General features: G+C 40.2%; 23 protein-coding genes. 12 read left to right on the forward strand and 11 right to left on the reverse strand.

Annotation, left to right across the window (positions count from 1 at the left end; all coding sequences use genetic code 11):
- Nucleotides 1-10 precede the first annotated feature (10 nt).
- The gene (locus L3V25_RS00755) at nt 11-1,003 is read left to right on the forward strand and encodes a metal-dependent hydrolase (RefSeq protein WP_237293610.1); all 993 of its coding nucleotides are present in this window, start codon (nt 11-13) and stop codon (nt 1,001-1,003) included.
- Between the two features lie 10 nt (nt 1,004-1,013).
- On the opposite strand, the gene L3V25_RS00760 is transcribed toward L3V25_RS00755, so the two are convergent.
- Genes L3V25_RS00760 through L3V25_RS00770 form a run of 3 tightly spaced genes read right to left on the reverse strand, consistent with a single transcriptional unit; the run spans nt 1,014 to nt 3,672 of the window.
- On the reverse strand, nt 1,014-1,847 hold the full coding sequence (locus L3V25_RS00760) for an ABC transporter permease (protein ID WP_237293611.1): 834 nt from the start codon (nt 1,845-1,847) through the stop codon (nt 1,014-1,016).
- Entirely contained in the window at nt 1,840-2,607 is a 768-nt protein-coding gene (locus L3V25_RS00765; RefSeq protein WP_237293612.1) for an ABC transporter ATP-binding protein, read from the reverse strand. Before L3V25_RS00765 ends, L3V25_RS00760 begins: the two co-directional genes overlap by 8 nt.
- A gap of 9 nt (nt 2,608-2,616) precedes the next feature.
- A complete protein-coding gene (locus L3V25_RS00770) occupies nt 2,617-3,672 on the reverse strand; it encodes an ABC transporter substrate-binding protein (protein ID WP_237293613.1) in 1,056 nt (351 codons plus the stop codon).
- A gap of 241 nt (nt 3,673-3,913) precedes the next feature.
- Between L3V25_RS00770 and L3V25_RS00775 the strand changes: the two genes are divergently transcribed.
- The 5 genes from L3V25_RS00775 to L3V25_RS00795 all read left to right on the forward strand — a co-directional run bounded on the left by L3V25_RS00775 (nt 3,914) and on the right by L3V25_RS00795 (nt 11,964).
- Nucleotides 3,914-4,789, forward strand: a complete 876-nt coding sequence (locus L3V25_RS00775; protein ID WP_237293614.1) for a pirin family protein — start codon at nt 3,914-3,916, stop codon at nt 4,787-4,789.
- Between the two features lie 668 nt (nt 4,790-5,457).
- Entirely contained in the window at nt 5,458-7,407 is a 1,950-nt protein-coding gene (locus L3V25_RS00780; RefSeq protein WP_237293615.1) for a PTS mannitol transporter subunit IICBA, read from the forward strand.
- A gap of 81 nt (nt 7,408-7,488) precedes the next feature.
- Nucleotides 7,489-8,637: a mannitol-1-phosphate 5-dehydrogenase gene (locus L3V25_RS00785; RefSeq protein ID WP_237293616.1), complete on the forward strand. Its 1,149-nt coding sequence runs from the start codon at nt 7,489-7,491 to the stop codon at nt 8,635-8,637.
- 51 nt (nt 8,638-8,688) lie between these two features.
- On the forward strand, nt 8,689-9,219 hold the full coding sequence (locus tag L3V25_RS00790; protein WP_237293617.1) for an MltR family transcriptional regulator: 531 nt from the start codon (nt 8,689-8,691) through the stop codon (nt 9,217-9,219).
- Nucleotides 9,220-9,390: 171 nt separating this feature from the next.
- Complete coding sequence (locus tag L3V25_RS00795) at nt 9,391-11,964, forward strand: EAL domain-containing protein (RefSeq protein ID WP_237293618.1); 2,574 nt, start codon at nt 9,391-9,393, stop codon at nt 11,962-11,964.
- Nucleotides 11,965-12,032: 68 nt separating this feature from the next.
- Here L3V25_RS00795 and L3V25_RS00800 read toward each other — a convergent pair whose 3' ends face one another.
- The 3 genes from L3V25_RS00800 to hisC all read right to left on the reverse strand — a co-directional run bounded on the left by L3V25_RS00800 (nt 12,033) and on the right by hisC (nt 14,645).
- Entirely contained in the window at nt 12,033-12,434 is a 402-nt protein-coding gene (locus L3V25_RS00800; protein WP_237293619.1) for a helix-turn-helix domain-containing protein, read from the reverse strand.
- A gap of 289 nt (nt 12,435-12,723) precedes the next feature.
- Nucleotides 12,724-13,500 carry an ABC transporter substrate-binding protein gene (locus tag L3V25_RS00805; protein WP_237293620.1) on the reverse strand — a complete coding sequence of 259 codons (777 nt, stop codon included), beginning with the start codon at nt 13,498-13,500 and terminating at the stop codon, nt 12,724-12,726.
- A gap of 14 nt (nt 13,501-13,514) precedes the next feature.
- Nucleotides 13,515-14,645 carry a histidinol-phosphate transaminase gene (gene hisC, locus L3V25_RS00810; RefSeq protein WP_237293621.1) on the reverse strand — a complete coding sequence of 377 codons (1,131 nt, stop codon included), beginning with the start codon at nt 14,643-14,645 and terminating at the stop codon, nt 13,515-13,517.
- A gap of 225 nt (nt 14,646-14,870) precedes the next feature.
- On the opposite strand from hisC, the gene L3V25_RS00815 reads away from it, so the two are divergent.
- Complete coding sequence (locus tag L3V25_RS00815) at nt 14,871-15,770, forward strand: LysR family transcriptional regulator (protein WP_237293622.1); 900 nt, start codon at nt 14,871-14,873, stop codon at nt 15,768-15,770.
- Nucleotide 15,771: 1 nt separating this feature from the next.
- On the opposite strand, the gene L3V25_RS00820 is transcribed toward L3V25_RS00815, so the two are convergent.
- Nucleotides 15,772-16,536 (reverse strand): hypothetical protein, encoded by a 765-nt coding sequence (locus L3V25_RS00820; protein WP_237293623.1) that lies wholly within the window; start codon nt 16,534-16,536, stop codon nt 15,772-15,774.
- A 190-nt stretch (nt 16,537-16,726) separates the two neighbouring features.
- Here L3V25_RS00820 and L3V25_RS00825 point away from each other — a divergent pair, with 190 nt between their 5' ends.
- Nucleotides 16,727-16,993, forward strand: a complete 267-nt coding sequence (locus L3V25_RS00825; RefSeq protein ID WP_237293624.1) for a hypothetical protein — start codon at nt 16,727-16,729, stop codon at nt 16,991-16,993.
- 98 nt (nt 16,994-17,091) lie between these two features.
- Here L3V25_RS00825 and L3V25_RS00830 read toward each other — a convergent pair whose 3' ends face one another.
- Nucleotides 17,092-17,283: a hypothetical protein gene (locus tag L3V25_RS00830; protein ID WP_027695582.1), complete on the reverse strand. Its 192-nt coding sequence runs from the start codon at nt 17,281-17,283 to the stop codon at nt 17,092-17,094.
- 262 nt (nt 17,284-17,545) lie between these two features.
- Here L3V25_RS00830 and L3V25_RS00835 point away from each other — a divergent pair, with 262 nt between their 5' ends.
- Nucleotides 17,546-19,042 (forward strand): EAL domain-containing protein, encoded by a 1,497-nt coding sequence (locus tag L3V25_RS00835; protein ID WP_237293625.1) that lies wholly within the window; start codon nt 17,546-17,548, stop codon nt 19,040-19,042.
- Nucleotides 19,043-19,173: 131 nt separating this feature from the next.
- Complete coding sequence (locus L3V25_RS00840) at nt 19,174-19,956, forward strand: TSUP family transporter (RefSeq protein WP_237293626.1); 783 nt, start codon at nt 19,174-19,176, stop codon at nt 19,954-19,956.
- On the opposite strand, the gene L3V25_RS00845 is transcribed toward L3V25_RS00840, so the two are convergent.
- On the reverse strand, nt 19,907-20,752 hold the full coding sequence (locus L3V25_RS00845; RefSeq protein WP_237293627.1) for a LysR family transcriptional regulator: 846 nt from the start codon (nt 20,750-20,752) through the stop codon (nt 19,907-19,909). The genes L3V25_RS00840 and L3V25_RS00845 overlap by 50 nt on opposite strands.
- Before the next feature lie 429 nt (nt 20,753-21,181).
- Here L3V25_RS00845 and L3V25_RS00850 point away from each other — a divergent pair, with 429 nt between their 5' ends.
- Entirely contained in the window at nt 21,182-21,820 is a 639-nt protein-coding gene (locus tag L3V25_RS00850; RefSeq protein WP_237293628.1) for a LuxR C-terminal-related transcriptional regulator, read from the forward strand.
- 130 nt (nt 21,821-21,950) lie between these two features.
- Nucleotides 21,951-22,691 (forward strand): DUF1499 domain-containing protein, encoded by a 741-nt coding sequence (locus L3V25_RS00855; RefSeq protein ID WP_237293629.1) that lies wholly within the window; start codon nt 21,951-21,953, stop codon nt 22,689-22,691.
- 45 nt (nt 22,692-22,736) lie between these two features.
- Here L3V25_RS00855 and L3V25_RS00860 read toward each other — a convergent pair whose 3' ends face one another.
- Together L3V25_RS00860 and L3V25_RS00865 are read right to left on the reverse strand one after the other, a co-directional pair.
- Nucleotides 22,737-25,133 carry a hypothetical protein gene (locus tag L3V25_RS00860; protein ID WP_237293630.1) on the reverse strand — a complete coding sequence of 799 codons (2,397 nt, stop codon included), beginning with the start codon at nt 25,131-25,133 and terminating at the stop codon, nt 22,737-22,739.
- Nucleotides 25,133-25,789 carry a fimbria/pilus periplasmic chaperone gene (locus tag L3V25_RS00865; protein WP_237293631.1) on the reverse strand — a complete coding sequence of 219 codons (657 nt, stop codon included), beginning with the start codon at nt 25,787-25,789 and terminating at the stop codon, nt 25,133-25,135. Before L3V25_RS00865 ends, L3V25_RS00860 begins: the two co-directional genes overlap by 1 nt.
- Nucleotides 25,790-25,834 lie beyond the last annotated feature (45 nt).

Genomic DNA, 25,834 nt, shown 5'->3' on the forward strand with positions numbered 1-25,834 from the left:
AGGATGAAATATGGACCCAATATCTCAAGGCGTACTAGGTGCAACGGCTGCCTTATTAGTATCGAACAAACAAAACCGAAGACATGCTGCGAAAGTGGGTTGTATTGCGGGTTTAGCGCCAGATCTAGATGTGCTAATAAAATCGAGTACTGACCCATTATTGGCACTAGAATTTCACCGTCAATTTACCCATTCATTGTTCTTCATTCCGCTTGGCGGTTTAATTATTGCCTTGTTGTTATGGGCTATCGTTTACCGAAAAATCCCATTTAAACAAACCCTTCTGTTTGCCACTATTGGTTATGCGACCCATGGGTTACTTGATGCCTTAACCACTTACGGCACCCAACTACTCTGGCCATTTTCCAATCAACGAATTGCATGGGACGTTATTGGTATTATCGACCCGTTAGTCACCATTCCTTTGCTTATCGCAGTCATCGTCACTTGTATTACCCAGTCGAAAAAGTGGATGGTCGTAGGGGCGAGTTTCTTTGCACTCTATATCAGTTTCGGCGCGCTACAACACCATAGAGCCTTCGAAGCAACCAAGCAGATAGCCAATCAGAATCTGCATTCCGCCATTCGTATAAAAGCCATGCCTACCATAGGAAACTTATTTGTTTGGCGCACTCTATACCAAGCCGACGACCGCTATTACGTGAATGCTATTCGAGTTTCATTACTGGGTAAAACGACCGTCTACCCTGGTCAATCCATTGCAAAACTCGATATTGGCAAAAGCTATTCAGATATCGAGAGCAATTCCATTCAATTTCAAGATATTGCTAGATTTAGTTGGTTTAGTGATGGTTGGCTCGTGGTTGTTCAAAATAATCCATTGCTGATTGGGGATATTCGATATGCTACGCAAGTGAATGGTATCGAACCGCTGTGGGGAATTAAGCTCAGACCACAGCAGCAAAACCAACATATTCAGTATCAAAGTAACACTGGCAATGGAAAGAGAGAGTTAATACCTATCGATATGATGTTTGATTAAATGAAATACATTACCGCCATTTCAATACTCTCTTTTCAACCTGGCCAATAACAAAACTTATCAAAACACCCAGTAGCGATAATATCGCAACGCCAGTAAATAAGCGCTCTAGGTCATATAAAGATCCAGCTTCTAGAATATAAGCGCCAATGCCATATTCAGCTCCTAGCATTTCAGCGGCTACTAGCAAAATGATAGCTATCGCCAAACTGACACGTAAACCCGATAAAATTCCTGGCATTGCACCTGGTAGCACGATTTTACGGACAATAGAAAACCAGGACATAGAAAAGCTTTGTCCCATACGAATCAAAGAACGATCCACATTATCGACTGCACCATAAGTTGCCACGACCGTAGGAGTAAAGGTACCAAAAGCGATTAGGGCATACTTAGAAGCTTCATCAATACCAAACCAAATCACAAATAAAGGCAATAACGCAATTTTAGGAATCGGAAATATTGCTGAAACTAAAGGAACCAGGCCTGCTCTTGCCAGAGAAAAAAGCCCAATCATAATGCCCACACTGACACCTAAGACGACACCAATAGATGCCCCAACAACAAGTCGTGTTAGCGATGGGATCAGCTGTTGCCACAACATGCCACTTTGGTACAAATCAACAAAGGTGTACCAAACATTTGAAGGCATAGGGACCGTTAAAGGCGATAAAAATCCAGTTCGAGATCCAACCTCAAGTAAAGCAATAACAACAACGAAAACCAATACGCCAACCCAAGGTTTCGCTTGTGGGGCAAAACCTGCTCCACGAAAAGGTACTGGAGAGCATTGTTCGCGATATATTGAATCTTGAGAAGCCTCTCGTCTTACAGCCTTATCCATCTATTAACTCTCCTTCTGCTGCCATCGCTTCATCCCTCATCAAATTCCATAGATAAGACTGTTTTTTGACTAACTCAGCATCACTACTCTTTCGCTCATTTAATGGTGTCTCTATTTCAACAACCTCATGAATGCATCCCGGACGACGCGACAGCACCACAATTTTATGCCCTAAGCGTACTGCCTCATTTAAGTTATGCGTAACATAAACGGCAGTAAATGGTTCTTTAGTCCATAAACTCACCAAATCATCCATCAATAACTCACGGGTTTGGCTATCTAAGGCAGATAAAGGTTCATCCATTAACATCACGGCAGGCTTAACCGCTAAAGCGCGAGCAATAGCAACACGTTGCTTCATCCCACCTGATAGTTGTTTAGGTAAGGCTTTGCGAAAATCAGTGAGATTAGTGCGGGCTAATACATCAACAATAATCGATTCAATCTGTGATTTTGAGAGTTTGTGATCTTCAAGTACTACACTAATATTACCTTCCACCGTACGCCAAGGCAGTAGGGCAAAATCTTGAAAAACATAAGTCAGAGGATTTAGGCAATCTTTGGGCGGAGTGCCCACTTGTAATACCTGTCCTGATGAAGCTTGCTCTAGCCCACCGATCATTCGTAATAACGTTGATTTACCACAACCAGATGGACCAACAATACACACAATTTTACCCGCTGGAATATCAAGGCTGATATCACTTAATACCGGCATATCACCATACGAGTGACCTAGATTCTCAATGGTTAAATTCATAATCTAGCCTTATTCTTGGGTTGTTGATGAAGCATCTACCGTTTTGACATAACTGCTATCAACAATATCGCTCAGCTTGATATTAGCTTTCACCATTTTCTCTTTTTGGAACCAATCTAATTGATTCTGTAAAGAAGCCATATTTAAGTAATTATCAGCATTTAAGCGCATTGAACCATTGATAATACTTGGAGCGGCTTTCTCCAGAGGACGATCGGTATAAATATATTTATGAATCAATTTCACCATATCATCTTGCTCTTGCTGGCTCGCCGTTTTATCAATCATCGTCGCATTGTAATCCGCAGCACCTTTAGCCAAAGCCGTTAAGAAAGCTTGAGTTTGTTTGCGTTCATCCGAAGCATTTTTACTAGAAGTGAATATTGTTGTGACTTGGTAATTAGGTAGATAATCGGAAACATTACCTATGATATGAATAGCACCACTATCTGCTAATGGTTTGGCGATGTGAGGAACAATCGACCAAGCATCGACCTGTCCAATTTTAAGAGCACCAATAATAGAACCCACTTTTTGCAGCGGTTTAAATTTAAGTTCAATGCCCTCTTCTTGCTCAATTTGAGAGCCTACATAATGAAAGGATGAACCAGACTGAGATATCGCCCAAGTTTTACCATCAAGTTTAGACGGGTCGGTCAAGCCTGCTTCAAATGCTTTATTTGAAACCACAATTTTTTGACCATCAATATTTGGATCTTCTGATAACGATCCACCAATGACTTTTACTGCCCCTTTATCCGCAAGAGAGATTAAACCGCCGGACATCGCAGTGACCGCATAATCAACATCACGTGAGGCGACAGCCACCGCCATTGGTTGAGCCGATTGAAAAAACTTCAGCTTTACGTCTAATCCTTGCTCTTTAAAATACCCTTTTTCAACCGCCACAAACGTTGCAGCATGGCTAGTAAAGCGCAACGCACCAACCGTGATCTCTTGGTTAGCTGCGCGAACATTCGTAGTCCACAAAGATGTAAATATCGCAAGCGAGCCCAGAAGAGCAAATAATGAGTTTTTTTTATTAATAGGCTTATTGAAAGACATAGCAATTCCTTTTGATGCTTTTGTGAAATCATTCCACAGCATTTTCCTTATTGATGACTAGATAAACTATGTTATTTACTCATGTGAATCAATCGATAAGCACACACCGCAGCTAAAAAAGTAACACTCCTCACCCTTATTCAATTTTTTCGAACAACTTGATGTATTTCTCATACTCAACAGCTTGCCACTCCTTCACTAAGATTAAGTCATTCCTTATTCATTAAGCCCTGAGGTCGTTATGTCTCAAACTCAATTTCGTGAAGTTCGCTTAGTTATGCAATCTCAACCTACCTCCGATGGAGATGGCGTGAAAATCCAACGGGTTGCTGGCTTTAATAACAAGCACTTTTCGCCATTTCTAATGATGGATGAATTAAAAGCTGACGATCAAAAAGACTATGTGGGCGGATTCCCTCCTCACCCGCATCGTGGTATTGAAACCCTGACTTATATGATGAATGGGCATTTTCAGCACAAAGATCATATGGGTAATGTCGGTGAATTGCGTAGCGGTGGTGCTCAATGGATGGCGGCAGGACAAGGTGTGATCCACAGTGAAATGCCGATTATGGAAGAAGGTAAATTGCATGGTTTTCAGATTTGGATAAATCAGCCGGCTCGCGACAAAATGCAGCCAGCCAAGTACTTTGATTTTCAACCTGAAACGATCACAGAAAAGCGATTTTCTGAAGGCAACTTACTGCGCCTATTAGCAGGGGATTTAACGGTAAACAATAAAGCACTCAAAGGCCCACTGACAGATACCGGTGTACCGGCAAGCGTTGCTGACTGGAAAGCTAAAGAAAACAGTGAAATATCATTAACGATTCCGAACCAACACAATGCCATGATCTATGTGTATAAAGGCGCGGTAACCATCTCCGGTAAAGCGCTGCAACAATCGGATTTTGCGATACTTCCTGCTTCGAGTGAACAAGGTGAAGGGCTAGATGAAATAAGACTGCATGCCAATAGCGATAGCGGTTTGCTGATTTTTATCGGTGAGCCAATCAATGAACCTGTGGTGCACTACGGCCCATTTGTTATGAATACAATGGATGAAATAAACCAAGCGATTAATGATTACCAATCCGGCAAGTTTCATCAATATTAAGGGTTCAATTCATAGAAATTTCACGCTCATAGACTGTGATCTAGGTCTATAATTTTTAATACTCAAAGTGATTGAAGTAACAGCCAACAAGGCTACAACCTCTATTACGCAGAGTATATTGTGCTTCTGATTCGCATCAGCCCGTAAGGGACATAATAAGCCACTCCCTGCTTTTCCCCTGATAGCAGGGATTTTTTTGTCTTGAATATATCGATAAAAAAACCAGATTTTCGCACTAAATATTATGTCACTAAATTACACGCAGGTGAGGCATTCACAGAAGGAATTATTTTATACATTGAATTAATTAAATATATGTGACACAGATCACTCATATTATTAATCTTAGGTAGGATAAGTTTAATTTAGTGACATTGATCACAATAAATATCACCACCACCACGCCACAAAACGTGATATAGATCACCTTTAGTTTGGATGGAAATGTCTACTTTGTGTTTTGTAACAAAATTACAACCAAATTTTGCAATGTGGATCGCATAGAAATTAAAAAAACGGCACTTAATAGAGACACCGATCACAAAAAACCCGTTGTCAGTTCATTAATTAATTTGTGTGGTAAATTGATTGGGTACTAAGCAATCAATGCGGTTTTCGCGAACCGTTTACAACAACAAAATAATTAAGAACATCAAACGGGAGTCGTTATGATATCACCTGATGCTAAGATCAAGATACAAAATTTTGGTCGTTTCCTCTCTAACATGGTTATGCCCAACATAGGTGCGTTTATCGCATGGGGCTTTATTACTGCCTTATTCATTCCAACTGGCTGGTTTCCAAACGAGACCTTAGCCTCTATGGTTGGTCCGATGATTACTTACCTGCTTCCCTTATTGATAGGTTATACCGGTGGTAAACTTGTCGGTGGTGAGCGTGGTGCAGTTGTCGGGGCAATCACAACAATGGGTGTGATCGTTGGAACCGATATTCCAATGTTCATGGGGGCAATGATTGTTGGTCCTATGGGCGGCTGGGCAATTAAAGCCTTTGATAAGCGCGTAGAAGGTAAAATTAAAAGTGGCTTTGAAATGTTGGTTAACAACTTCTCAGCCGGCATTATTGGGATGATTTGTGCAATTATTGCCTTCATGCTGATTGGTCCATTTGTTAAAGTACTTTCCAACACTTTAGCAGCAGGCGTTCATTTCTTAGTGGATGCTCACTTACTTGCATTAACCTCTATTTTTGTTGAGCCAGCAAAAATCTTATTCTTAAATAATGCAATCAACCACGGTATTTTCTCACCACTCGGTATTCAGCAAGCAGCCGAAACTGGTCAGTCTATTTTCTTCTTAATTGAATCTAACCCAGGCCCAGGTCTAGGTATTCTTTTAGCTTATATGTTTTTTGGAAAAGGTACGGCAAAACAAACTGCCGGCGGTGCCTCGATCATCCACTTCTTCGGTGGTATCCATGAAATCTATTTCCCATATATCTTAATGAATCCACGTTTAATCCTAGCCGCGATTGCGGGTGGTATGACGGGTGTATTCGTTCTCACTCTCTTTGATGCAGGTATCGTTTCCCCCGCTTCTCCAGGCTCTATCTTCGCTATTTTATTAATGGCACCGAAAAGCTCAATGCTAGGCGTTCTGTGTTCTATCTTTGCCGCCACGGCCGTGTCATTTACCGTCGCAGCATTGCTCATGAAATCACAACGTACAACGGAAGAAGATGGCGATGAAACTGCCTTAGATAAAGCCACTGCTGATATGCAAAACATGAAAGCATCAGCGAAAGGGGAAAGTGCAGCAACTACCCAAAACAACAAAATTGATATGGCAAATGTTCGTAGCATTATTGTCGCTTGTGATGCCGGTATGGGATCAAGTGCCATGGGTGCCAGCCTGCTACGCAAGAAAATTCAACAAGCGGGTCTAGATATTCAAGTGACCAACCTTGCCATTAATAGCTTACAAGAAGGAGTTGATATCGTGATCACTCATAAAGATTTAACAGAACGTGCTCGTAAACATGTACCCAATGCTTTCCACATTTCATTGGTTAACTTCTTAGATAGCGAAATGTACAACCAATTAGTCACCAAGCTATTAGCTGAGCAACGCCCAGAAGCGGCTAACGATAATCAAGCAATGAAAGTATCTATACTTGCGGCAAATGATGAAAGCTTTGAAGAACAAACGCCTTCTGTATTTAATATTGAACGTAAAAATATTCATTTAAGTTTATCTGCAAGTAATAAAGAAGAAGCTATCCGTTTCGCTGGCAACCAATTAGTCGAACTTGGCTATGCTGAACCTGAATATGTTGATGCCATGTTTGAGCGTGAAAAACTGGTACCGACTTATCTTGGTGAATCTATTGCCGTCCCTCATGGAACCGTTGAAGCAAAAGACCGAGTCATCAAAACAGGCATCGTGATTTGCCAGTACCCTAGTGGTGTACAGTTTGGTGAAGACGACGATGAAGTCGCCAAACTTGTTATCGGTATAGCGGCTAAAAATGACGAACACATTCAAGTAATCACTACGATAACCAATGCGTTAGATGACCCTGATGCCATTGAAAGATTAACAACGACAACCGATGTCGAAGAAGTATTGGAAATCTTACAAGGTAATCAAGCGGCATAACTCTGTATGATTCGAGGTCAGCGTGCCCCTATACACCTGGCCTCACCCTAACAAGCTTTATTTTTATCGTAGGAATTTATTATGAAAAATGCAGTTCACTTTGGTGCAGGTAATATTGGTCGAGGATTCATAGGAAAGCTTCTAGCAGATGCAGATGTTCAAGTGACTTTTGCTGATGTTAATGCACCGCTTGTCGATCAAATCAGTCATAAGCAAGAATATAAAGTTAAAGTCGTGGGCTCAAAATGCCAAATTGATACGGTGAATCATGTTACTGCCGTGAATTCAGCCAGTGATGATGTGATTGAACGTATCATCCACACCGACCTTGTTACGACAGCGGTTGGCCCTAATGTACTTGATATTATTGCAAAAACTATCGCAACCGGCATCACTAAGCGCTTTGAAGCAGGAAATCTAAAACCTTTAAATATCATCGCTTGTGAAAATATGGTTAGAGGCACAACCCATTTAAAAGGTGAAGTCTATAAATACCTATCACCTAATCTACATACTCAAGCAGATACTTTAATTGGGTTTGTTGACTCAGCCGTTGATCGCATTGTTCCTCCTGCAGAAGCGGCGAATGATGATCCACTTGAAGTTACCGTAGAAAGCTTTAGTGAGTGGATTGTCGATGAAAGCCAATTTAAAGGCGAAATTCCTGATATCGCAGGAATGGAAAAAACCAATAACTTAATGGCTTTTGTAGAACGTAAACTATTCACTCTCAATACTGGTCATTGTATTACCGCGTATTTAGGTTGCTTAAAAGGCCACCGTACAATTCGTGAAGCCATTGAAGATCCTGAGATTTACTTTGATGTAAAACAAGCGATGCATGAAAGTGGTGAAGTGTTAATTCAGCGCTACCAGTTTGACCGTGAAATGCATGGGGCTTATATCCAAAAAATATTAGACCGTTTTGCTAACCCTTACCTGGTTGATGAAGTGGATCGCGTAGGCCGACAACCTCTTCGTAAATTAAGCGCCAATGATCGCTTAATAAAGCCACTACTTGGCACCATCGAATATGGGACAGAAAACACAACTTTATTGAAAGGGATTGCAGCGGCTTGTAAATATCGTAATGATAACGACCCTCAAGCCATTGAATTACAAAAATCAATTCAAGATCAAGGAATTAAAAAAACATTAGCGCATTATACCGGGCTTAATGAAAACAGTACCGAAGTACAAAAAATCGAAAGTATTTACTTACAACTTTAATTCTAATCATCACGGGGGCTTTTTCCGCCCCCTCTTAACTTAGATGGTCTAATGAGCGAAAAATTAAACGAAACAGAGATATTGGAACGATTAAACCAAGCACCGACGGTGAGAGGTTTCTTTATCCAAACCGTGGAGATACTTGATGAGTCTATTGATGCTCTCATCAAGCGTATTTTCCGTAAGGATAATTTTGCCGTGCAATCCGTTGTCGGACCTTTATTGCAAGATTCTGGTCCTCTTGGCGATCTAGCGGTTCGTTTAAAATTATTGTTTGGTTTAGGCGTATTACCCGATGCCATCTATCACGATATTGAAGACCTTATTATTCTACGTAATAAACTCAATAATGACGGCTCCGAATATGAATTTACCGACCCATTAATCATCAGTAGCATTAAGTCACTTAACCTCATAGAAAAAATGACCATGGTGCCTTTAAATATTACTGAACCCGATGATGATATCGACCTAAGCTTTTACCGCATGCAACTACAACGTCAGCAGCAAGTGATCAAGTCTGGTCTATCACTGGCCATTGTTGATATTTGTAGTGAATTAACGAAAGACAGCCCATTCTAAACTCCATTAATACAACGCAAAAATACCTAGAAACATTAAACTAACAACTCAATTTAAATGGCATTAAATTCTCATTTTTGAGACAAAAAATAGTGTCAAAATATTTGTGATCAAAACAAATAGGGCTAGAATGCGCGGTCTTTCAATTTCCCTTGCTGCTGAACTCTTATTTTGACTATTAATACTTTCAATTCTTCGCCTCAAAAGCGCTACCCATGTTCATTGGTCGCATCATTAATTTCACTATTAATAGTCTGCTCTATTATCGGGATTATCTTCCTGTCGGGTTTCTTCGATGGCGTCATCAAAGATGCATTGGAAGACATGAGCAAAAGATTGGTCGCCAATAAAAGTGATATGGTCAGCCATCAAGTTGAAATGTATCTACACCAACCTTCTCAAGCTACCACCTTACTTTCTCATATTATTTCAGATGAAAATGGTATAGATAAAAACCATCTCAAGCATGAACTTACCCACATGCTACAAGATGACTTCAATGCTAAAAGCAATATATCTCGTATCGGTTATGCCTCAAGCCAAGGTGACTACATGGCATTAAGTCGCGTCAATAACAGTGACACCATGCGACTCATTGCAACCGACTCAAAAAATCAGCACCAATTGATCAGCTATCAAGGCGATAATGAAAACTCACCGATTCTAAATGTGGTCGAAAATTACACACCATTAAATAGAGATTGGTTTATTCAAGCCCAAAAGCAGTCGACTCCATTTTGGTCAGCGCCTTATATGCACTTGTCAGAAGATAATGGTGTCACCATGACTTATCGATATCCTGTCACCAATCACAACGGAAAGTTCCTTGGTGTGATCATGGTAGATATTAATCCAGCCCAATTGAGTCAATATCTCGATAGCGTCGATACGTCTCAGCAAAGCTTGCATATTATCGTCTCAGATAAACAAAATGTTATCGCGTCATCTGATGATAGTCAGTTTTCTAGTATTACAATGCCAACGTTATCTCTGCAAAATAATAAAGTAGAATTACCACAACTGTCTGAATCTAAAAGCCTTACCGACCTAATACCTGGATACATCTGGGTGCCACAGTCAGAGAATATTCCATATACCGTTTATCAAGGTGATGAGAAATTCTGGGTTCATACACGGGCAATCACCGATCATAATCACCTATTAAACTGGCATTTACTGACTATTACTCCCGCAGTGTTACCAACCAGTTTATTGCAGAAAAGTCGCAATAAAATGTCATTAATCATTGCACTGGTTATCGGCCTTGGCTTATTCATTTGTGTATCAATATTAATCCGCTTCCTAACACCTTTAAAAGCTATTGCTCAACAAGCGCGTTTACTAGGGCAAACAGACTGGATACCACAATCAGATAAAATGCTGTTCCCCGAAATTGCTGATTTAGAGCAAGAATTGATGAAGGCTTCTGAAACCATCAATAACGCTCTATTAAGCCAAAAGAAAGTCATTGAAGAAGATGAATCGACTCAATTACCAACTTTTATCGGCTTGTTAGCACATACCGAACTCTATAAAGAACGTGAATTAGCCGGTGTTGTGCATTTAAGCAACTATGCGACCATGGCCAATACATTAGGTAAAGCGTATGCCGAAGAATTTTTGAACAACTTTATCAAAGTATTACGCAATACTTTACCGAAAGGCACCACACTATCTCGTGTACGTGTTGATATATTAGGGGTGATCTTCCCTGGCGTTTATAAACAATCCACAATTAATGAGTTAGCTGATCAACTAGAAGATCTATTCTTCAACGTCAGCCGAACACATGATCATATCTTTACTGGGAATATTGGTTTAATCCATCAAACCTTAACCGCTGATAACTTACAAAATGCGCTGCTTAACTCCAGCCTAGCTCTCCAACAGGCAAGAAAAAAAGGCAATGGCTATGTAAGTGTATTCGAGCGTTGGATGCATGATAATTCAATGGATAATTTACGCCTCCACGATCAATTACGTGAAGGGATACGTAATCAAGAATTCCACCTCGTGATGCAGCCTATTGTCAGCTTAGAAGACACCGAACATTGCGTGGAAGCTGAGTGCCTCATTCGTTGGCAAACCGAAGAAAAAGGCTTTATTCCGCCCGATAAATTTATTGCTATTGCCGAGCAAACTGGCCTTATTGTCCCGCTTGGCCGCTGGGTAATTGAAAAAGCATGCCAAGAACTGGCCACTTTTATTATCCGTGGCGCACCGCAAAACTTTAAGTTGCACATTAATATTGCGTCATTACAGTTCTGTCAGCCTGATTTTACCGAGCACCTATTGGATTGTATTAAGCAGTATAATTTGACGCATAAAAATATCTGCCTTGAAATCACTGAAAGCACCATGCTGACGAATATAGAAAAAGTTTCAGACACTTTGCATGCTTTACAAAGTGCCGGTATTTCCATTGCTATTGATGATTTTGGCTCTGGATATTCAAGTTTGTCTTACTTGCACAATCTACCATTCAATACTTTAAAAATTGATCGTAGCTTCGTGACAAACATACTTGATGATAAAAAGAATGAGGCGGTAATTGCTTCAGTGATCAACTTAGCCCGTAATTTCGATGTGCCTTTAATTGCAGAAGGTATTGAAACCAAAGAAATGTGTGCCAAGTTATATCAAATGGGCTGCGAAAAAGTACAAGGCTACTACTTCGGCCGACCACTTAAATTCTCTGAATGGCACCCAAGTAATGGTGTGTTTACATTAGAGTTAGAAGCTTAATTACACTTTGACTTCACAATAAAAAGCGATGTGAATCAGTCTTAAACGCTTGTATAAATTGTTATCAATCAGGCTGCCGATTGCCCAATTGATAACTGTAATAAGTCATGCTCAAGTTCAGAGTCTGTAACAATTTCGAAGTCTGTAAATAGAGCGACCGGTTTTACTGACTTCCCGTTACCTTGCTCCAAACGTACAAAACCTTTTTCACTTAATGCCTTCAACGTGTTAGAAAGGTTTGACTTCGCACGCCCCGTAAGTTCTGACAATTGAGTCAAGCTTTCAGGTCGTTCCGAGTCCATTAAACGTAATAGCTCAATATTCTCTGGGCGAAGAATCTGTGAGATTGCATTAATTGATGTATACCAAACCTTAGGCTCATTCTCTTGAGGTTTGTACTTGCCCTGCGCTATAGCCAACAACCTCATACGAATGAGCTTTTCAGACATAATTCCGATTCTTGCTTTCATATTATTTACCCTCTATTGCAGCAATGGTTGTATCTATACCCTCAAAGAAATCCTGAAGTAATGTTATGACCAGAGTATAACATAAGTTAATAAGAGTATTAAACTTGTGATTTATGACGGTTCGCTAGCGTGTCAATTGTAAAATCGCCACTTCAACACAACCAACCACCCTCACTATAAACCATTGAATTATATTATTTTAATCACTTATATATAAATAACCCCCAATAGTTATCCAACTATTGGGGGTCTGTTCAGGTCGCTGAATTTTTAGTCTCAACCTTTACGACTAATCACCATAAATATCAAAGTTAAAGTATTGAGCTGCGATCTTATCGTAGGTGCCGTTAGCGCGGATTTCTGCAATCGCTTTATTAAACGCTTCTGCTAATTGCTTATCTTGCTTACGTAGTGCTAAAGCGGTGCCCTCGCCTACATACGCTTTGTCCGTTACTGGTTCTCCGGCTAATTCAAATCCTTTGCCAAGTGGCTTATCAAGAAAGGCTAATTGCAACTGATCAGCATTACTAAAGGCTACATCTAGACGACCATTGTCCAAATCAAGATACACTTCATCTTGTCCTTTATAGCGCTTAATATTCGCTACATCACCGAACTTCTCGGTGACGTAGTTATCATGAATGGTGCCGAGTTGAACGCCGATATTTTTACCGGTTAAGCCAGCTTTATCCATGTTGTAGCCCGCATCGGTTTTAGCCACAAAGCGAGCTGGCGTTTGGTAGTACTTGTTGGTAAACAAAACACGCTTTTTACGTTCTTCGGTAATGCGCATTGACGCCATGATCACATCAGCTTTTCTAGCAAGTAACGCAGGAATTAAGCCATCCCAATCTTGAGAGATCCACACGCATTTAAAGTTAGCTTCTTTACACAGAGCCTCAGCAATTTCAATATCAAAGCCGGTAGGCTCACCATCTTCATTTTTATAGTTAAAAGGTGGGTAGGTAAAATCCGAAGCAAGACGCACTACTTTTTTATCCGCAGCATGAACCGTTCCGACTATCATTGCGCAGCATACCGCCGCAAGCGTTATTAATTTTTTCATCATAAATCCTTTTATTATTTATATTCTTTTAGCACTTGTAGTGTTTTATTCATACTGCTGGCAGAGCCAATTGAAATTCTAACGCACCCTTTCACCGTCGGCTCATTAGCAGGGCTACGAGCCACAATACCCTTATTAAGTAGGTATTCGTAAAAGTTGTTGCTGCCTTTAAAGCGAATGAGAACAAAGTTGGTACACGATGGATAGACTTTATCCACGATTGGAAGTTGATTCACTTCATGGCTAAACCAATCTCGTATCTCTGTTAAATGATCGGTTTGTGCCTGCATCTGCATTAAACCAGCAGAATCTAGCGCTTTTAATGCAATCTCAGCACTGGGGTCGGCAATTGGATATGGCGCAATTAAGCGAGCGACATAACTCATCACGCTTTGATCGGCAATTAAGAAACCGACTCTAATTGCCGCCAAACCAAATGCTTTTGATAAAGTGCGAATCACGATTAAATGCGGATATTGCGCCATTAAATTCAACACGCTAGTTTGCGGGGCAAATTCAATATAAGCCTCATCGACCACCACTAACGACTGATCTTTAGTGCGCTCAAGTAAAGCGACTAAGTCTTGCTGATGTAGCGCATTACCGGTTGGGTTATTCGGGGAACATAAAAATACAATACTGGTATTTTCAAGCTCAGTTTCAATGTGAGCTAGGTTGAGTTGAAACTCAGACGTCAATGGTACTACGGCTGTTTTCACACCCATTGAATCGGCACAAAACTCATACATGCCATAAGTTGGCGGACAAACTAGAATTTGATCATTACCCGGCTGGCAAAAAGTACGCACTAATAAATCAATCGCTTCATCTGCGCCGCGCACCGCCATAATCTCAACATTATCATTGAGTCGATTGTCTTGGTTCTCACCATCTAGATGAAATTGTTCACAGTAACCACGGTAAGCCGCTGCAATATCAAACGGTAAGAAATCTGGGTAGCGATTATAATGGCTATTTACACCCTGTTTCTCATCACCATACTGACAACATGTTTCTAATTCATTGGCATTCAGCCACAAATGATCTTGTTTATTGGTCATGCCACGCGCAATGCGTCTGGCCGATTGATAAGGTATGAGTTTTTTTACCGACTCTGGAACCAACTTATCTGCTAATGATGTCATACGCCTCTCTCACCATGCATATTAAAAACAAAAACCGCACTAAATTTAATTTTTAATTCTAATTTAAAGCATAAATAATCACTTCTGGTTAAGTCTTGATTCTATACAAACAAGGCTTGCAATAAGAAACGAAAAGTAAGCATACTAGCCATGAGGAAAAATCATACCTAGTCTCGCTATGTGAGAGTGTTTGATTTTATTACGATTGATGAACAAGGAACGCTCATGCCGACTCGACTGCCTTCGACTAAAGCACTATACGCATTTGTAGTGACCGCTGAAGAACTCAACTTCACCGCTGCAGCAAACCGGCTTAATCTCACACAAGGTGCGGTTAGTCGACAAATCTTATCGTTAGAGCAACAATTAGATGTCGCCTTGTTTCATCGACACGCGCGAGGTTTATCACTCACATCTAAAGGTGCAGAATTTCTCCCATTGGTTGAACATGCGCTTAATCATTTGCAGCGCTCCATCGAACACATTGCCCATGACAAGCGCAAAATAAAACTCAAAGTCCCAAGCTGCATTACTTCATGGCTATTGCCCAAACTAATGAACTTTCAGCAGCAAAATCCCGAGATCGATGTTGAGCTCACCTCGACCATTAAACACAGTGTCAACTTTGCCAGTGAACCTTTCGATGCAGCGATTGGTTATGGCGATCTCGACACCTTTAATCAACAAGATCAGCCATTGCACTACCATTTATTATTTGAAGAGATCTTAATGCCTGTTTGTGCCCCGACCTTGTTAGACAAGCCGCACTCACTACAAGCAAACATACTAGAGCAACAAACATGGCTACACGCTACACCAGAAAAATCAGATTGGAAGTTATGGTTAAAAGCATGGGCAACCGAACAAAATCAACCAGAATGGGCAACATTGAAAGGCAAGAAGAATCAGCATTTTGCGACATTAGATCTGTCAGTTAATGCAGCAATGCAAGGGTTTGGAATGGCGATTGGTGATACGATACTTGCCCAAGCCGACATAGATCTAGGTAGGCTTATTGCCCCTTATCAGCTCAAGGTACGCTCAGGAAAAGGCTATTACTTTATACGCCCGAAATCGCAAATAAATAACAATATCGAGCGTTTAATGGATGAGTTATTAAAATAGACTAGCGTCTAAAAAATAAAGTCGGGATCACCAAAATTACCCACCAGCCCATCGAAAGCAAAGCGGTCGCTAAGATAAAGCCTGAAACATTAACCGAAAAGTTGAAAGCGGCGAGCATCCATTGCTGATGAAATAGGTTGAAGTAGAAAGATACCGCCCACAACACGGCGACAACAACCAAAACAATCACCAAACCTTTCAGTGCATTGTTAAAGTCTCCACGGCTAGGAATGCAGTGGAAACAAATTAAGCAAGCGAGTAGTAGAGTTAATGCATGTTGGCGAGAAGATAACGCGCTATCAATAAAGGTTTCGATAACATAGCCACAGTAGTGCAAAGCAGCAGCAGAAACGGTATACACATTAGCCACATCCACATTCAAAACAAAAGGTCGAATGGTTGGCATTGCTAAAAAATGCTGCAATAACACTATTACTGAAAAACCCGCCAGTAATGGGGCAATTGCAATAAAAAACACACCGATTGATTGGTAAAGTGAACGTTGGTTCCAATTGTGATCAACATAACCAAGCCGGCCATCTTTCCCCATTTGAAACCAGCTTATTTTATGAATTTTATGGCCAAAGATTAATGCGATTATTGCATGTGATGCTTCATGAATGGGCGTTCCCACCATGGCAGATAGATAGAATAAACCTTTAGATAATGGGTTTTCGATCACTCTTGCCCCTAATGTTTTCATCATGATTTGTTGTAAACCAATAACGAATGTCACCACGGCCAAAAATACTGCTAGACCAATCATAACCTTTCACTTTCTAAATACTAAAGCGTCATTCTATCTTAGAACCTTCACTAAGTAACCTTACGGCAAGCACTAGCTTGATCCGAGTTGACTCGCTTTATGTTTTTAGAGGAGCTAAATAAGTCATTTTTTCTATACCCATAAAATTTAAAGGTATATAATTCGCCCGCCTCAATTACTTGGATTTTTCATGAACATCAAAAAATGGTTTACGAATGTAGAGTTCATCTCTCTTTCTATTATTGTTTTATGCACCAGTCCATTCATTATCCCGACTGTTCATGCGGCCAATCATCTTGTGAATCCACCACTTGCTTCTGTAATGAAAAGTGGTTCGGAAGAAGTGCAATCAAGCTTATATCAAGAGCTTGAAATCTCCGAAAACCAAAGCGCTTCAAATGGCTTAACTCCTCCAGTATTACAAGATGATCGCTACCCTGTGCTGGATGAATTGTAATCCATCGAAACAACTGTGAACTATTAAATCAAGCATAAAAAATGGTGTGCAGCTTATGCCAACACACCATTGTTACTTTTCAATTCTAAATGACTTAATCACTCGTCATCATCAACAAACACATGCCCTTCTAAAGAATACGGTTCACTTTGATGCTCTTTCATTTGCATCGAATGGCCGCGAACTTTTTTCAACGCTTTCTCTAATTGACTGGCTTGTTGGTAATCACCTTCAGCATAAGCAAGGTAGATTTGATGTTCGAGATCTTCAATACGATCTTGGTCTGTCATAACACCCTCCCGCTAACTATTTGATTTTAAATACCACAGAAAAATCAGCTCTAATTAGCTTTCCACAACAGTGTAGACCAAAGTTAAAAACGTGTTAAATACAGCTTAAATATGAAGGTTAAATAAAGTAATAGCCATAAACTATGTTAATATTTTCCAACATCATATTTAGGGTTATTACCTTTTTTCCTAAAATATGAATCAATTCAATAATTAAAATAATTTCCAACCAAATTGGTTGCTACTAGGGTTACGATAATCAATGCCACATACCATGCTCAGCCCCAAGGCATTTAAAAAGCTAGCGACAACTTTTCTCGTTCCGTTACCCATCATTGGGTTAATTTTCTTTTTGATTGGCGAAAATCACTTAAAGCAAGAACTACACAGAATTTCTCATTCGTACGTCAATCAAATAGAAGCGATTGCCGATGAGCTTCGAGATGAGAACTTACAAGCACTTTATGATGCAACCACTTGCCAACAAATCCAGAAAGATCTGTTATTTGAAGCATTTTTAAGAGAGATGCTGATTGTAGAAGACTTAAAAATCACCTGTTCTTCTAAAAGATCAGAAGCAGATTTGGCAAAAATTAAGCATCAACTACCAGCCGAAATGCTGGAAACTGGTGAGTACTTATTTGATACTCCTTACGAAGATGGTCCAATTCGTAGCTTATTAGTCGTTGATACCGATAAAAATGACCCGAATCGTTCAGCCATTTCTATTATCGATCAAAGTTATATCGATGTGAGACTGGGCTTAGGTAACGATGATCGTATTATGCATTCAGTCATGACGGTTTCAGGCAAAACCTACCCGCCAAATAGTCACATTGAGGATAACCGCTTCCTGACTACCGCGAGCTCGGATCATTTGAATATTCAAATCTCGATTCAGCCAAGTAATAAACTCCAAAATGAGCTTTATATAAACTGCGTATTATTCACAATTCCAGTCTCGTTATTCTTCTCGATGCTTTGGTACTTGATCAGATACTGGTACCAAACTAAGGGTTCATTGGCGGAAAAAATTAAAAAAGCGCTGAAAGAAAACGAGTTTTACTTGATATATCAACCTCTAGTGGACAGCTCTACCGCTAAAGTTCAAGGTATGGAAGCATTGATCCGTTGGAACAGCCCAAGAACGGGCTTTATCGGCCCGGATATTTTTATTCCAGTCGCTGAGCAGCATGGCCTCATCAATAAAATTACTGACTTTGTATTCGAGCGAGCATTGGCCGACTGGCAACAAAACACGGTCAATGGCTTACACATCAGTATTAATGTTCCCCCTAGCTATTTATCGCAAAATTCATGCTTGGAAAAATTAAAAGCATACGCCAAGCGCTATCAAGCTCAAGGGCTTAAACTCGGCATTGAAATTACGGAACGACAATTGCTTGATAAATCTGACAGAGCAGTACTTACCGATATTCAAAAACTCGGTATTGATGTCTCTATCGATGATTTTGGCACTGGATATACATCGTTATCTATCTTGCAAGAAACGGAATTTAACTACTTAAAGATTGACCGTTGCTTTATTAACACTATCGGCTTTGAATCGGTTAATGCGCATGTATTAAATACCATCATTAATTTAGCAGATAGCATGCAAGTCACCATGATTGCTGAAGGGGTAGAAACACAAGAGCAAGCTGATTACCTACGTGAGCATGGCGTGCAATTACTACAAGGCTACTTTTTCCATAGACCTATGGCTGCGGAAGAAGTTAACAATCTCCTTCAACAATAATTCTGTTCCATTGATTAACATCTAATGAATTTTAGGAATAGGTGAGTTTCCTTCCTTTTACTAATCGACGCCAAAGTTCAGTGATATAGTCACGACACTCATTTGAGCTGAATTGGACGAAAGGAAGGTAAATGGAACTGTCATTTGAAATCATGGCGTTACTCGTCGGTGTGGCGGCATTAGCTGGCTTTATTGACGCGATGGCAGGTGGTGGTGGCTTGCTAACCTTACCGGCGTTATTGGCGGCAGGTATTCCTCCCGCTCAAGCATTAGCCACCAATAAACTTCAAAGCTCGTTTGGTAGTTTTTCCGCCAGTCTATATTTTATCCGTAGCGGTACAGTGAAGCTGCAAACCATGTGGCTGCCGATTGCTTGTACATTTGTAGGCTCAGCACTTGGCGCAGAAGCGGTACAAGTCATTAAACCCGACCTATTAATGAGCATTATTCCTATCGTGCTGATTGCTATCTCAGGTTACTTTCTATTTTCTAAATCCGTTACCCCACATCCAGATGATAAACCTAAACTGTCTGAAGCAGCATTTGCCCTAATCATCGGGACAAGTGTCGGTTTCTATGATGGATTTTTAGGCCCAGGTACCGGTTCTATCTTTGCAGTATGTTTCGTGGCAATTGGTCGCTATAGCCTGGTCGCTGCGACTGCACGCACAAAAATTCTCAATTTCACTTCGAATATTGCAGCTTTAGCGTTTTTTATTATGGCCGGATTACCTATTTGGGAGTTAGGCTTAACCATGGCGGTGGGCAATTTTCTTGGGGCACGCTTAGGTGCCAAAGTGGTACTAGGCAATGGACAAAAAATTGTTCGCCCATTGGTGATCATTATGTCGATGACCATGGCACTTAAGCTTCTGTGGGAACAACATCAGCAATGGCTGCTATCAATGCTTTAACTCGCTCGTTACGATAAGTATTAGGGCGGCAACATAAATGTACCGGGCGAAATAGCGGTTTTAGCTCATCAAAACTAAAGCAATATTTCGCCTCAATCTTTAATGTTTTGACTATCGATAATGGCACTAAAGCTGGCGCGACACCACCTAATGCCAGTTGCGCAGCCGCGGTATAGGAATCCATCTCCATCAATGCCGAAATGCCGAGTTGAGATAGCACATCAAATTGGTAACGGTTCGCAGGGTTTGATAAGTCATTAGTGATAATGTGTTGCGGCAAAGCTTGCAAAGGTTGCAGGCTGACCAACACAAAAGGTTCATCGCATAAGCGTACTACTTTAAGCCCATGCTTGGTGGGAATTTCACCGGCACAAAAGCCTATAGTCGCCTTCCCTGATTGCACCCGCTCAACAATTCGAGGGGTATGGTGCGTACTGATATGTATCGCCGAGTCTTGCTCAAAATACTTCCCCATCATGCTAGATAGGTACCCCGCCACCAAGGTTTCTGAACAATCTAAATGAATGACCGTCTCATCATTTAAAGTATGCTGCTCATAGATACGGCCTTGCAGTTCATGGAAGGTCGGCTCGACACTGGCAATCAATTCTTTGGCTGCCGGCGTTAAACGCACATGTCGTCCATCCGGCACAATCAGCTTTTTACCTAACTTCTTTTCCAGCAAAGCAATACGCTTACTGACTGCCGATTGGCTAATGTACAGTTGGCTACCGACGCGACTCATGGTTTTTTCATGACTCAATACCAGCAGGGTTTCAATGCCTTCAAGTAACATACAATTCATTCTTTTTGGGAATAGATGATAGGATAATAACCTAAAGTATTGTCTTTGTAGAGTTGTACATAAAGGTAGCTACAAATCTAATTTTGACGGTATAAAATAGACACCCCTTACCAATCATACTTTTTTCATACTTATTGTGTTGGCTCGAGTAATTTTTATGCCAAAAACTCAATTTTGATTATCAAACCATCAAAAACAATCGTATTTATAAGTAGCTCAGAATATTTAAGTAACTTTTGATTGATATATTTAATTAAAAAATAAACTTTAGTTTAATTACGACACTACTAATATAATTAATTTAGTTAACCACCATAATTCAAAGCCTCAATTCATTAATTGTTCATTATAAAAAGATTGCCAACCAATTTATTTCATCTATAAATAATGAGTGAATTTTTATACTGCATAGGAAATATGATGAAAGATATGGATGTCATGCTACTCTCCACTACCTGTATCCAAAGCCAATTAATGAAAGAGTTGTTATCTGAATCACTGGACACCCCCATACAACTTGTTAATCAACATACAATCATTAATCATAAATGGAATAAACCAACGTTAATTTTAATCGACTTAGCAAACCTACCAACCTTTAATCAACCGTGGGAGCAGTATCTAAGAAGCTTTAAGGACAACAAGGTAAGTACCGTTCTACTGAATACTCCAAACTCTATCTCGGCTCAAAAACTGTTACTGTGGCCAAATGTCTATGGCTACTTTTCTCACGATGAGAAGCATGACACTGTCATTAGAGGGCTAACTACCGTGTTAAAAGGTGAGCATTGGATACCAAAACCCATGCTTATTGAAATGCTAATTTATCTTCAGTCGGTTAAACCAACTACCACAACTGCTATAGAACTAACCAATAGAGAAATTACTGTCTTACATTTACTCTCAAATAATAAAAGCAATACCGAAATTGCGAATGAATTATTTGTTAGCGAACACACTATTAAGTCTCACTTATATAAAGCGTTCAAAAAAATCAATGTCAAAAATAGGATTCAAGCAAAACGTTGGGCACGTAGTCATTTACCGCTATATGAATAATATTTCGGAATCAAATAATTCTACGCTGTGTAAATTAAATTGAGATAGGCAATTGTCGTTTGATGTAGTGCATTAGACGGCCCGATCTGATAGTTTCAATTTTTATTGCCTCATTTTTAAAGGATTGAAAATGGAAAGTACGCGTTCATCTCATTTCGGGACATTAACAGTAAGTCTTGCAATCATTGCCTTACTTGGTGTTGCTTTAATGATCTTTGGGGCAGGTTTCGACTTGTGGGAACCTATTGTTGGTTTTGGTTATATACGAAACTACTTAAATCCAATAGGGCTCTGTGTATTGGGTTTGGGCGTGCTTGTTTTGATTTATTATGCTTATTTACGTCATCGCCGTGGTGTCATCAAATCCTTCATTACAGTGCTCATCGGGCTTGGCCTAGTCGCTCCTATGGTTATTAACTTAATACAACCGCCGAAACGAGCACCTGCTATCCATGATATTACGACCGATATAGTGAATCCGCCGAAATTTTTGGTGTTAGATGATACAAGACCAGGTGCAAAAAATTCTCTCATTTATGCTGGAGAAGAAGTGTCATCCATCCAACAAACTGCATATCCATACATCAAACCTATTACTTCAACGTTACCCGCCATTGATGCCTATAAAAAAGCACTCGTTATCGCACACGAAATGGGATGGGAAATAGTGGCGAAAGATGAGGCAACTTTACGTTTTGAAGGAATAGCACAAACCCCATTCTTTAGCTTTAAAGATGATGTTGTTGTAAGGGTTACCCCTTTAAACAATCAAAGTAAAATTGATCTTCGTAGTGTTTCTCGAATTGGGCGCGGTGATCGTGGAGTAAATGCGGCTCGTATTGTTGATTTTACTCAACGGTTTAATAACTAGACGGTAGTAACGTATGACATGGTAATATTGAAGTGACTTTGAAGATCAATGAAGTTCGATGTTTAATGACTCTAACTCAACAAACATCCCATCAACGGAATTTTTATCATCAATGTAGACTATTTGTGATTTGTATTGATCACTGTAGAAGTTGAGCTCATATTGCCCTTTAGGGATCATGTCGACTTCAAACTCGCCTTCTGTACCGGTATAAAATGGAAAACTGCGGCTGCCATCTTCAGAGACAAATTCTCCGATAACATCGACAAGTGGCTCACCTTGAGCTTTTAACTGGCCGGTAACCAGCAGCCCTTTTATCATTGCTAAGTTCACACTTGAACCCCTACGCAAGCCCCCTTGCACAACGAACTCAGAAAACTCTAACTCTTGGTCGAAGGCTAACTCACGGGTATTTACTTCGATTAATCGCTCTCGACGATTACTGACTTCAGTGACTAAAGATGTCGCACCTCCCTGCTCTTTCGGCACAACGGCAACACGACCAAAATCATTTTTCACCAAGCGGTAGTCATCACTCTCATCTTCTAGGCTCACAATGGTAAAGCCAGAGCTGACCGGTGATGTCCACGCGATATCAGTGCCAGAAAAGGCAACGCCAGTTTCTAACCCTACACTTCCCACTCTAGTCCGATTATCTGCATCAATTTCATTGGTAGAGCTAAGACGAATATTGCCATTTAGGTAGTCACCATATTTTTTATAATAGAGATCCGCGCCATCATATTCATGGTCGCGAAAATTCGCCGTACCACGCCAACTTTGATCAATACCATAACTATAGAAAGACAAGGCATTTTCACTGTGCTCTTTGCTTGAATCATAACGAGAAGACATACTAAAACGTTGGTTAAATAAGCTGATCGGTATATTGGCAGAAATAGTAAAACTCTCTTCGCTATCACCATAAGTCTCTTTCCAGCGTAGGTTTACCCCTAGAGTCAAATAATCCCATAAGCGATAACTGGTATTTAGCGCTAACGAGTTTTCGACGTTTTCATTATCATCAAAACGAGAATAACCATTAAAAGACATGTAACCATTGGTAATTGGTAGGTTTAACCCGGTACTAAAGCGAATATATTGCTGAGTTTGATAACCAATGATCGGCTCTTGATAGCTATATTCATAACTGATGTTGGTATTATTCAAAGCGCCCCAAGCCGTTTCAGGCAAATAGTAGCTCACTTTTCCTTTATAAAAATCACTTTGCTCGGTTTGCTTTAGCCCTGTCTCTAAAGTCAGAAAGTCATCCCACACTGCGAAATTATGCAGCAAGTTGTAATCTTGCACATCTTGCTGCCATTCCACTTTAGGAGAAATGGTCCACCAATCGGTCAAACCATAAGACAACACCATCTGCGCAGCTGGTACTTCATCGTTAAGCTCTTTAACCCCTTCAGCGTTGTAGCTTTGTACATACCCAGCTGTCCATTGGGTCTCCAAGGTTCCTCCTAGTAAGATTTCTGGAACATTCACCAAGTTATAAAACTGCACGACCTCCGAGCCACCTTGATCGATATAACTCACCTCAACTTCATTCACCCCGTTATCGATAGGCAAGTCACGCAAATTATATTGGCCCGGTGCGAGGCGAATTCGACGAAAATCTTCACCATTGATTCTAATGGTAACGATGGAGGTAGATTCTAAAACAATCGGAACTGAGTTAGGTCGATAGTAGTCGCGTAAATATTGCGGCTGATAAGAATAGGAAAGCCCGAAGATATCCCCCGGATTGAGTTGCTGAATTTGGGTGTCGGTGTAATAGTCTCCGACTTGAATAAATCCATAGTTATTCGGTAAGTCATACATTAACCGAGAGGCATCACGCTGAACTTTGACTTCCTCGGTAATACTGTTGCGAGAAAACGTGTGGCCATCTTCAAAAGTTAATGGGCCGATAGCAATACCGGTTCGTAATGCTAGGCTGTCGGAAAATTGAGATGTCTCATCAAGATTATGAGTGTGAGAGTAATAGAGATTAAACACCCCGCTGATAGGGCTAGGTTCAATCATACGAACGTGTTTCGCGTACTCTTTTTTAGACGAATAACCACCAAATGGAATGTCGATTTCTTCAAGTTGCTCTGCGGGAATATCAATCGTGATGATCAACATATCCTCATCAAAATTAGCACTCCACCCCAACTTTTTCATGTCACTGGCAACAATACTCGCATCCATAAACTCTTTCACAAGTTTGGTTTTAATGCTGTCTAATACAATAGGAGACACTTTATCGACAAATTCACCGCTATCGAGTTGCCAATCAGAAATATTTTCATTAGATAAGTAAGCGGTGATTTGTACTCGTTTGGTGGGGAGGTCAACATCAATCGGCATGGGAATTCGCTCTTCAGCCCATGCGGTTAGAGGTCCTCCAAATGCAAACAGCAGCGTGATAACTGACCAAAGTTTCATTATTCAAATTCAAGGATATCAATTGAATTCACTTGGTTTGGGGCAATGCCCGGCTTGATCGGCAACACTAGATTAGATTTGGCTAACATATTAATGGTTGGAAGTGCATCTTTGTAGGTCACTTCTTCACTTGAGCCCAGGTTAAACACCAAGCCCCAGTTACTTAGCACTGTATGTTTATTGCCCAAGTTTTGAATAGATACTTTGCCAGCATCCATCTTGGCAACAATGTTATGTTCGGCTTTTTCTGGTGTGACATAAACAGAAGTAACAAATCGATAATTAAATTTCATTCCTTCTTGTTCACCCACGGTAATGGGCTCAAAAATCACTCGATAAGATCGTTCATCTTGCAATGCTTTTTTCCCTAAATACATCACTTTAATTCTTTTTGATTGCTGTGGATTTAATATAATCTTACTTGGAAAAATACGCAGTTCTTTGGTGTCTTCATTCACTTCATTACCAGTTGAATCCATAGTGCGGTAGTATGTTTTAACTAAGTAGGTTTGTTGCTCACCAGATTTATTTTCAATGGTATAACTAGATACTGGTTTCTTTATATCTATATCCATCGAAAGTGGTGTGATCATGACATTCGCTAAAGCTGAAATAGAAAATAGTGAAGTAATAATAAAAGATATTATTTTAAACATAGTGCAACCTTAAATAATAAAGAGGAGGATGCACCTCCTCTTTTT

The organism is Vibrio sp. CK2-1 (genome assembly GCF_021726515.1).
Taxonomy (GTDB): domain Bacteria; phylum Pseudomonadota; class Gammaproteobacteria; order Enterobacterales; family Vibrionaceae; genus Vibrio.

What these genes read in the sequence shown, in the direction of transcription:
- L3V25_RS00755 (WP_237293610.1), top strand. Translation starts at nt 11, where the DNA reads ATGGACCCAATATCTCAAGGCGTACTAGGTGCAACGGCTGCCTTATTA.
- L3V25_RS00760 (WP_237293611.1), bottom strand. Translation starts at nt 1,847, where the DNA reads ATGGATAAGGCTGTAAGACGAGAGGCTTCTCAAGATTCAATATATCGC.
- L3V25_RS00765 (WP_237293612.1), bottom strand. Translation starts at nt 2,607, where the DNA reads ATGAATTTAACCATTGAGAATCTAGGTCACTCGTATGGTGATATGCCG.
- L3V25_RS00770 (WP_237293613.1), bottom strand. Translation starts at nt 3,672, where the DNA reads ATGTCTTTCAATAAGCCTATTAATAAAAAAAACTCATTATTTGCTCTT.
- L3V25_RS00775 (WP_237293614.1), top strand. Translation starts at nt 3,914, where the DNA reads ATGTCTCAAACTCAATTTCGTGAAGTTCGCTTAGTTATGCAATCTCAA.
- L3V25_RS00780 (WP_237293615.1), top strand. Translation starts at nt 5,458, where the DNA reads ATGATATCACCTGATGCTAAGATCAAGATACAAAATTTTGGTCGTTTC.
- L3V25_RS00785 (WP_237293616.1), top strand. Translation starts at nt 7,489, where the DNA reads ATGAAAAATGCAGTTCACTTTGGTGCAGGTAATATTGGTCGAGGATTC.
- L3V25_RS00790 (WP_237293617.1), top strand. Translation starts at nt 8,689, where the DNA reads ATGAGCGAAAAATTAAACGAAACAGAGATATTGGAACGATTAAACCAA.
- L3V25_RS00800 (WP_237293619.1), bottom strand. Translation starts at nt 12,434, where the DNA reads ATGAAAGCAAGAATCGGAATTATGTCTGAAAAGCTCATTCGTATGAGG.
- L3V25_RS00805 (WP_237293620.1), bottom strand. Translation starts at nt 13,500, where the DNA reads ATGAAAAAATTAATAACGCTTGCGGCGGTATGCTGCGCAATGATAGTC.
- hisC (WP_237293621.1), bottom strand. Translation starts at nt 14,645, where the DNA reads ATGACATCATTAGCAGATAAGTTGGTTCCAGAGTCGGTAAAAAAACTC.
- L3V25_RS00815 (WP_237293622.1), top strand. Translation starts at nt 14,871, where the DNA reads ATGCCGACTCGACTGCCTTCGACTAAAGCACTATACGCATTTGTAGTG.
- L3V25_RS00820 (WP_237293623.1), bottom strand. Translation starts at nt 16,536, where the DNA reads ATGATTGGTCTAGCAGTATTTTTGGCCGTGGTGACATTCGTTATTGGT.
- L3V25_RS00825 (WP_237293624.1), top strand. Translation starts at nt 16,727, where the DNA reads ATGAACATCAAAAAATGGTTTACGAATGTAGAGTTCATCTCTCTTTCT.
- L3V25_RS00830 (WP_027695582.1), bottom strand. Translation starts at nt 17,283, where the DNA reads ATGACAGACCAAGATCGTATTGAAGATCTCGAACATCAAATCTACCTT.
- L3V25_RS00835 (WP_237293625.1), top strand. Translation starts at nt 17,546, where the DNA reads ATGCCACATACCATGCTCAGCCCCAAGGCATTTAAAAAGCTAGCGACA.
- L3V25_RS00840 (WP_237293626.1), top strand. Translation starts at nt 19,174, where the DNA reads ATGGAACTGTCATTTGAAATCATGGCGTTACTCGTCGGTGTGGCGGCA.
- L3V25_RS00845 (WP_237293627.1), bottom strand. Translation starts at nt 20,752, where the DNA reads ATGTTACTTGAAGGCATTGAAACCCTGCTGGTATTGAGTCATGAAAAA.
- L3V25_RS00850 (WP_237293628.1), top strand. Translation starts at nt 21,182, where the DNA reads ATGAAAGATATGGATGTCATGCTACTCTCCACTACCTGTATCCAAAGC.
- L3V25_RS00855 (WP_237293629.1), top strand. Translation starts at nt 21,951, where the DNA reads ATGGAAAGTACGCGTTCATCTCATTTCGGGACATTAACAGTAAGTCTT.
- L3V25_RS00860 (WP_237293630.1), bottom strand. Translation starts at nt 25,133, where the DNA reads ATGAAACTTTGGTCAGTTATCACGCTGCTGTTTGCATTTGGAGGACCT.
- L3V25_RS00865 (WP_237293631.1), bottom strand. Translation starts at nt 25,789, where the DNA reads ATGTTTAAAATAATATCTTTTATTATTACTTCACTATTTTCTATTTCA.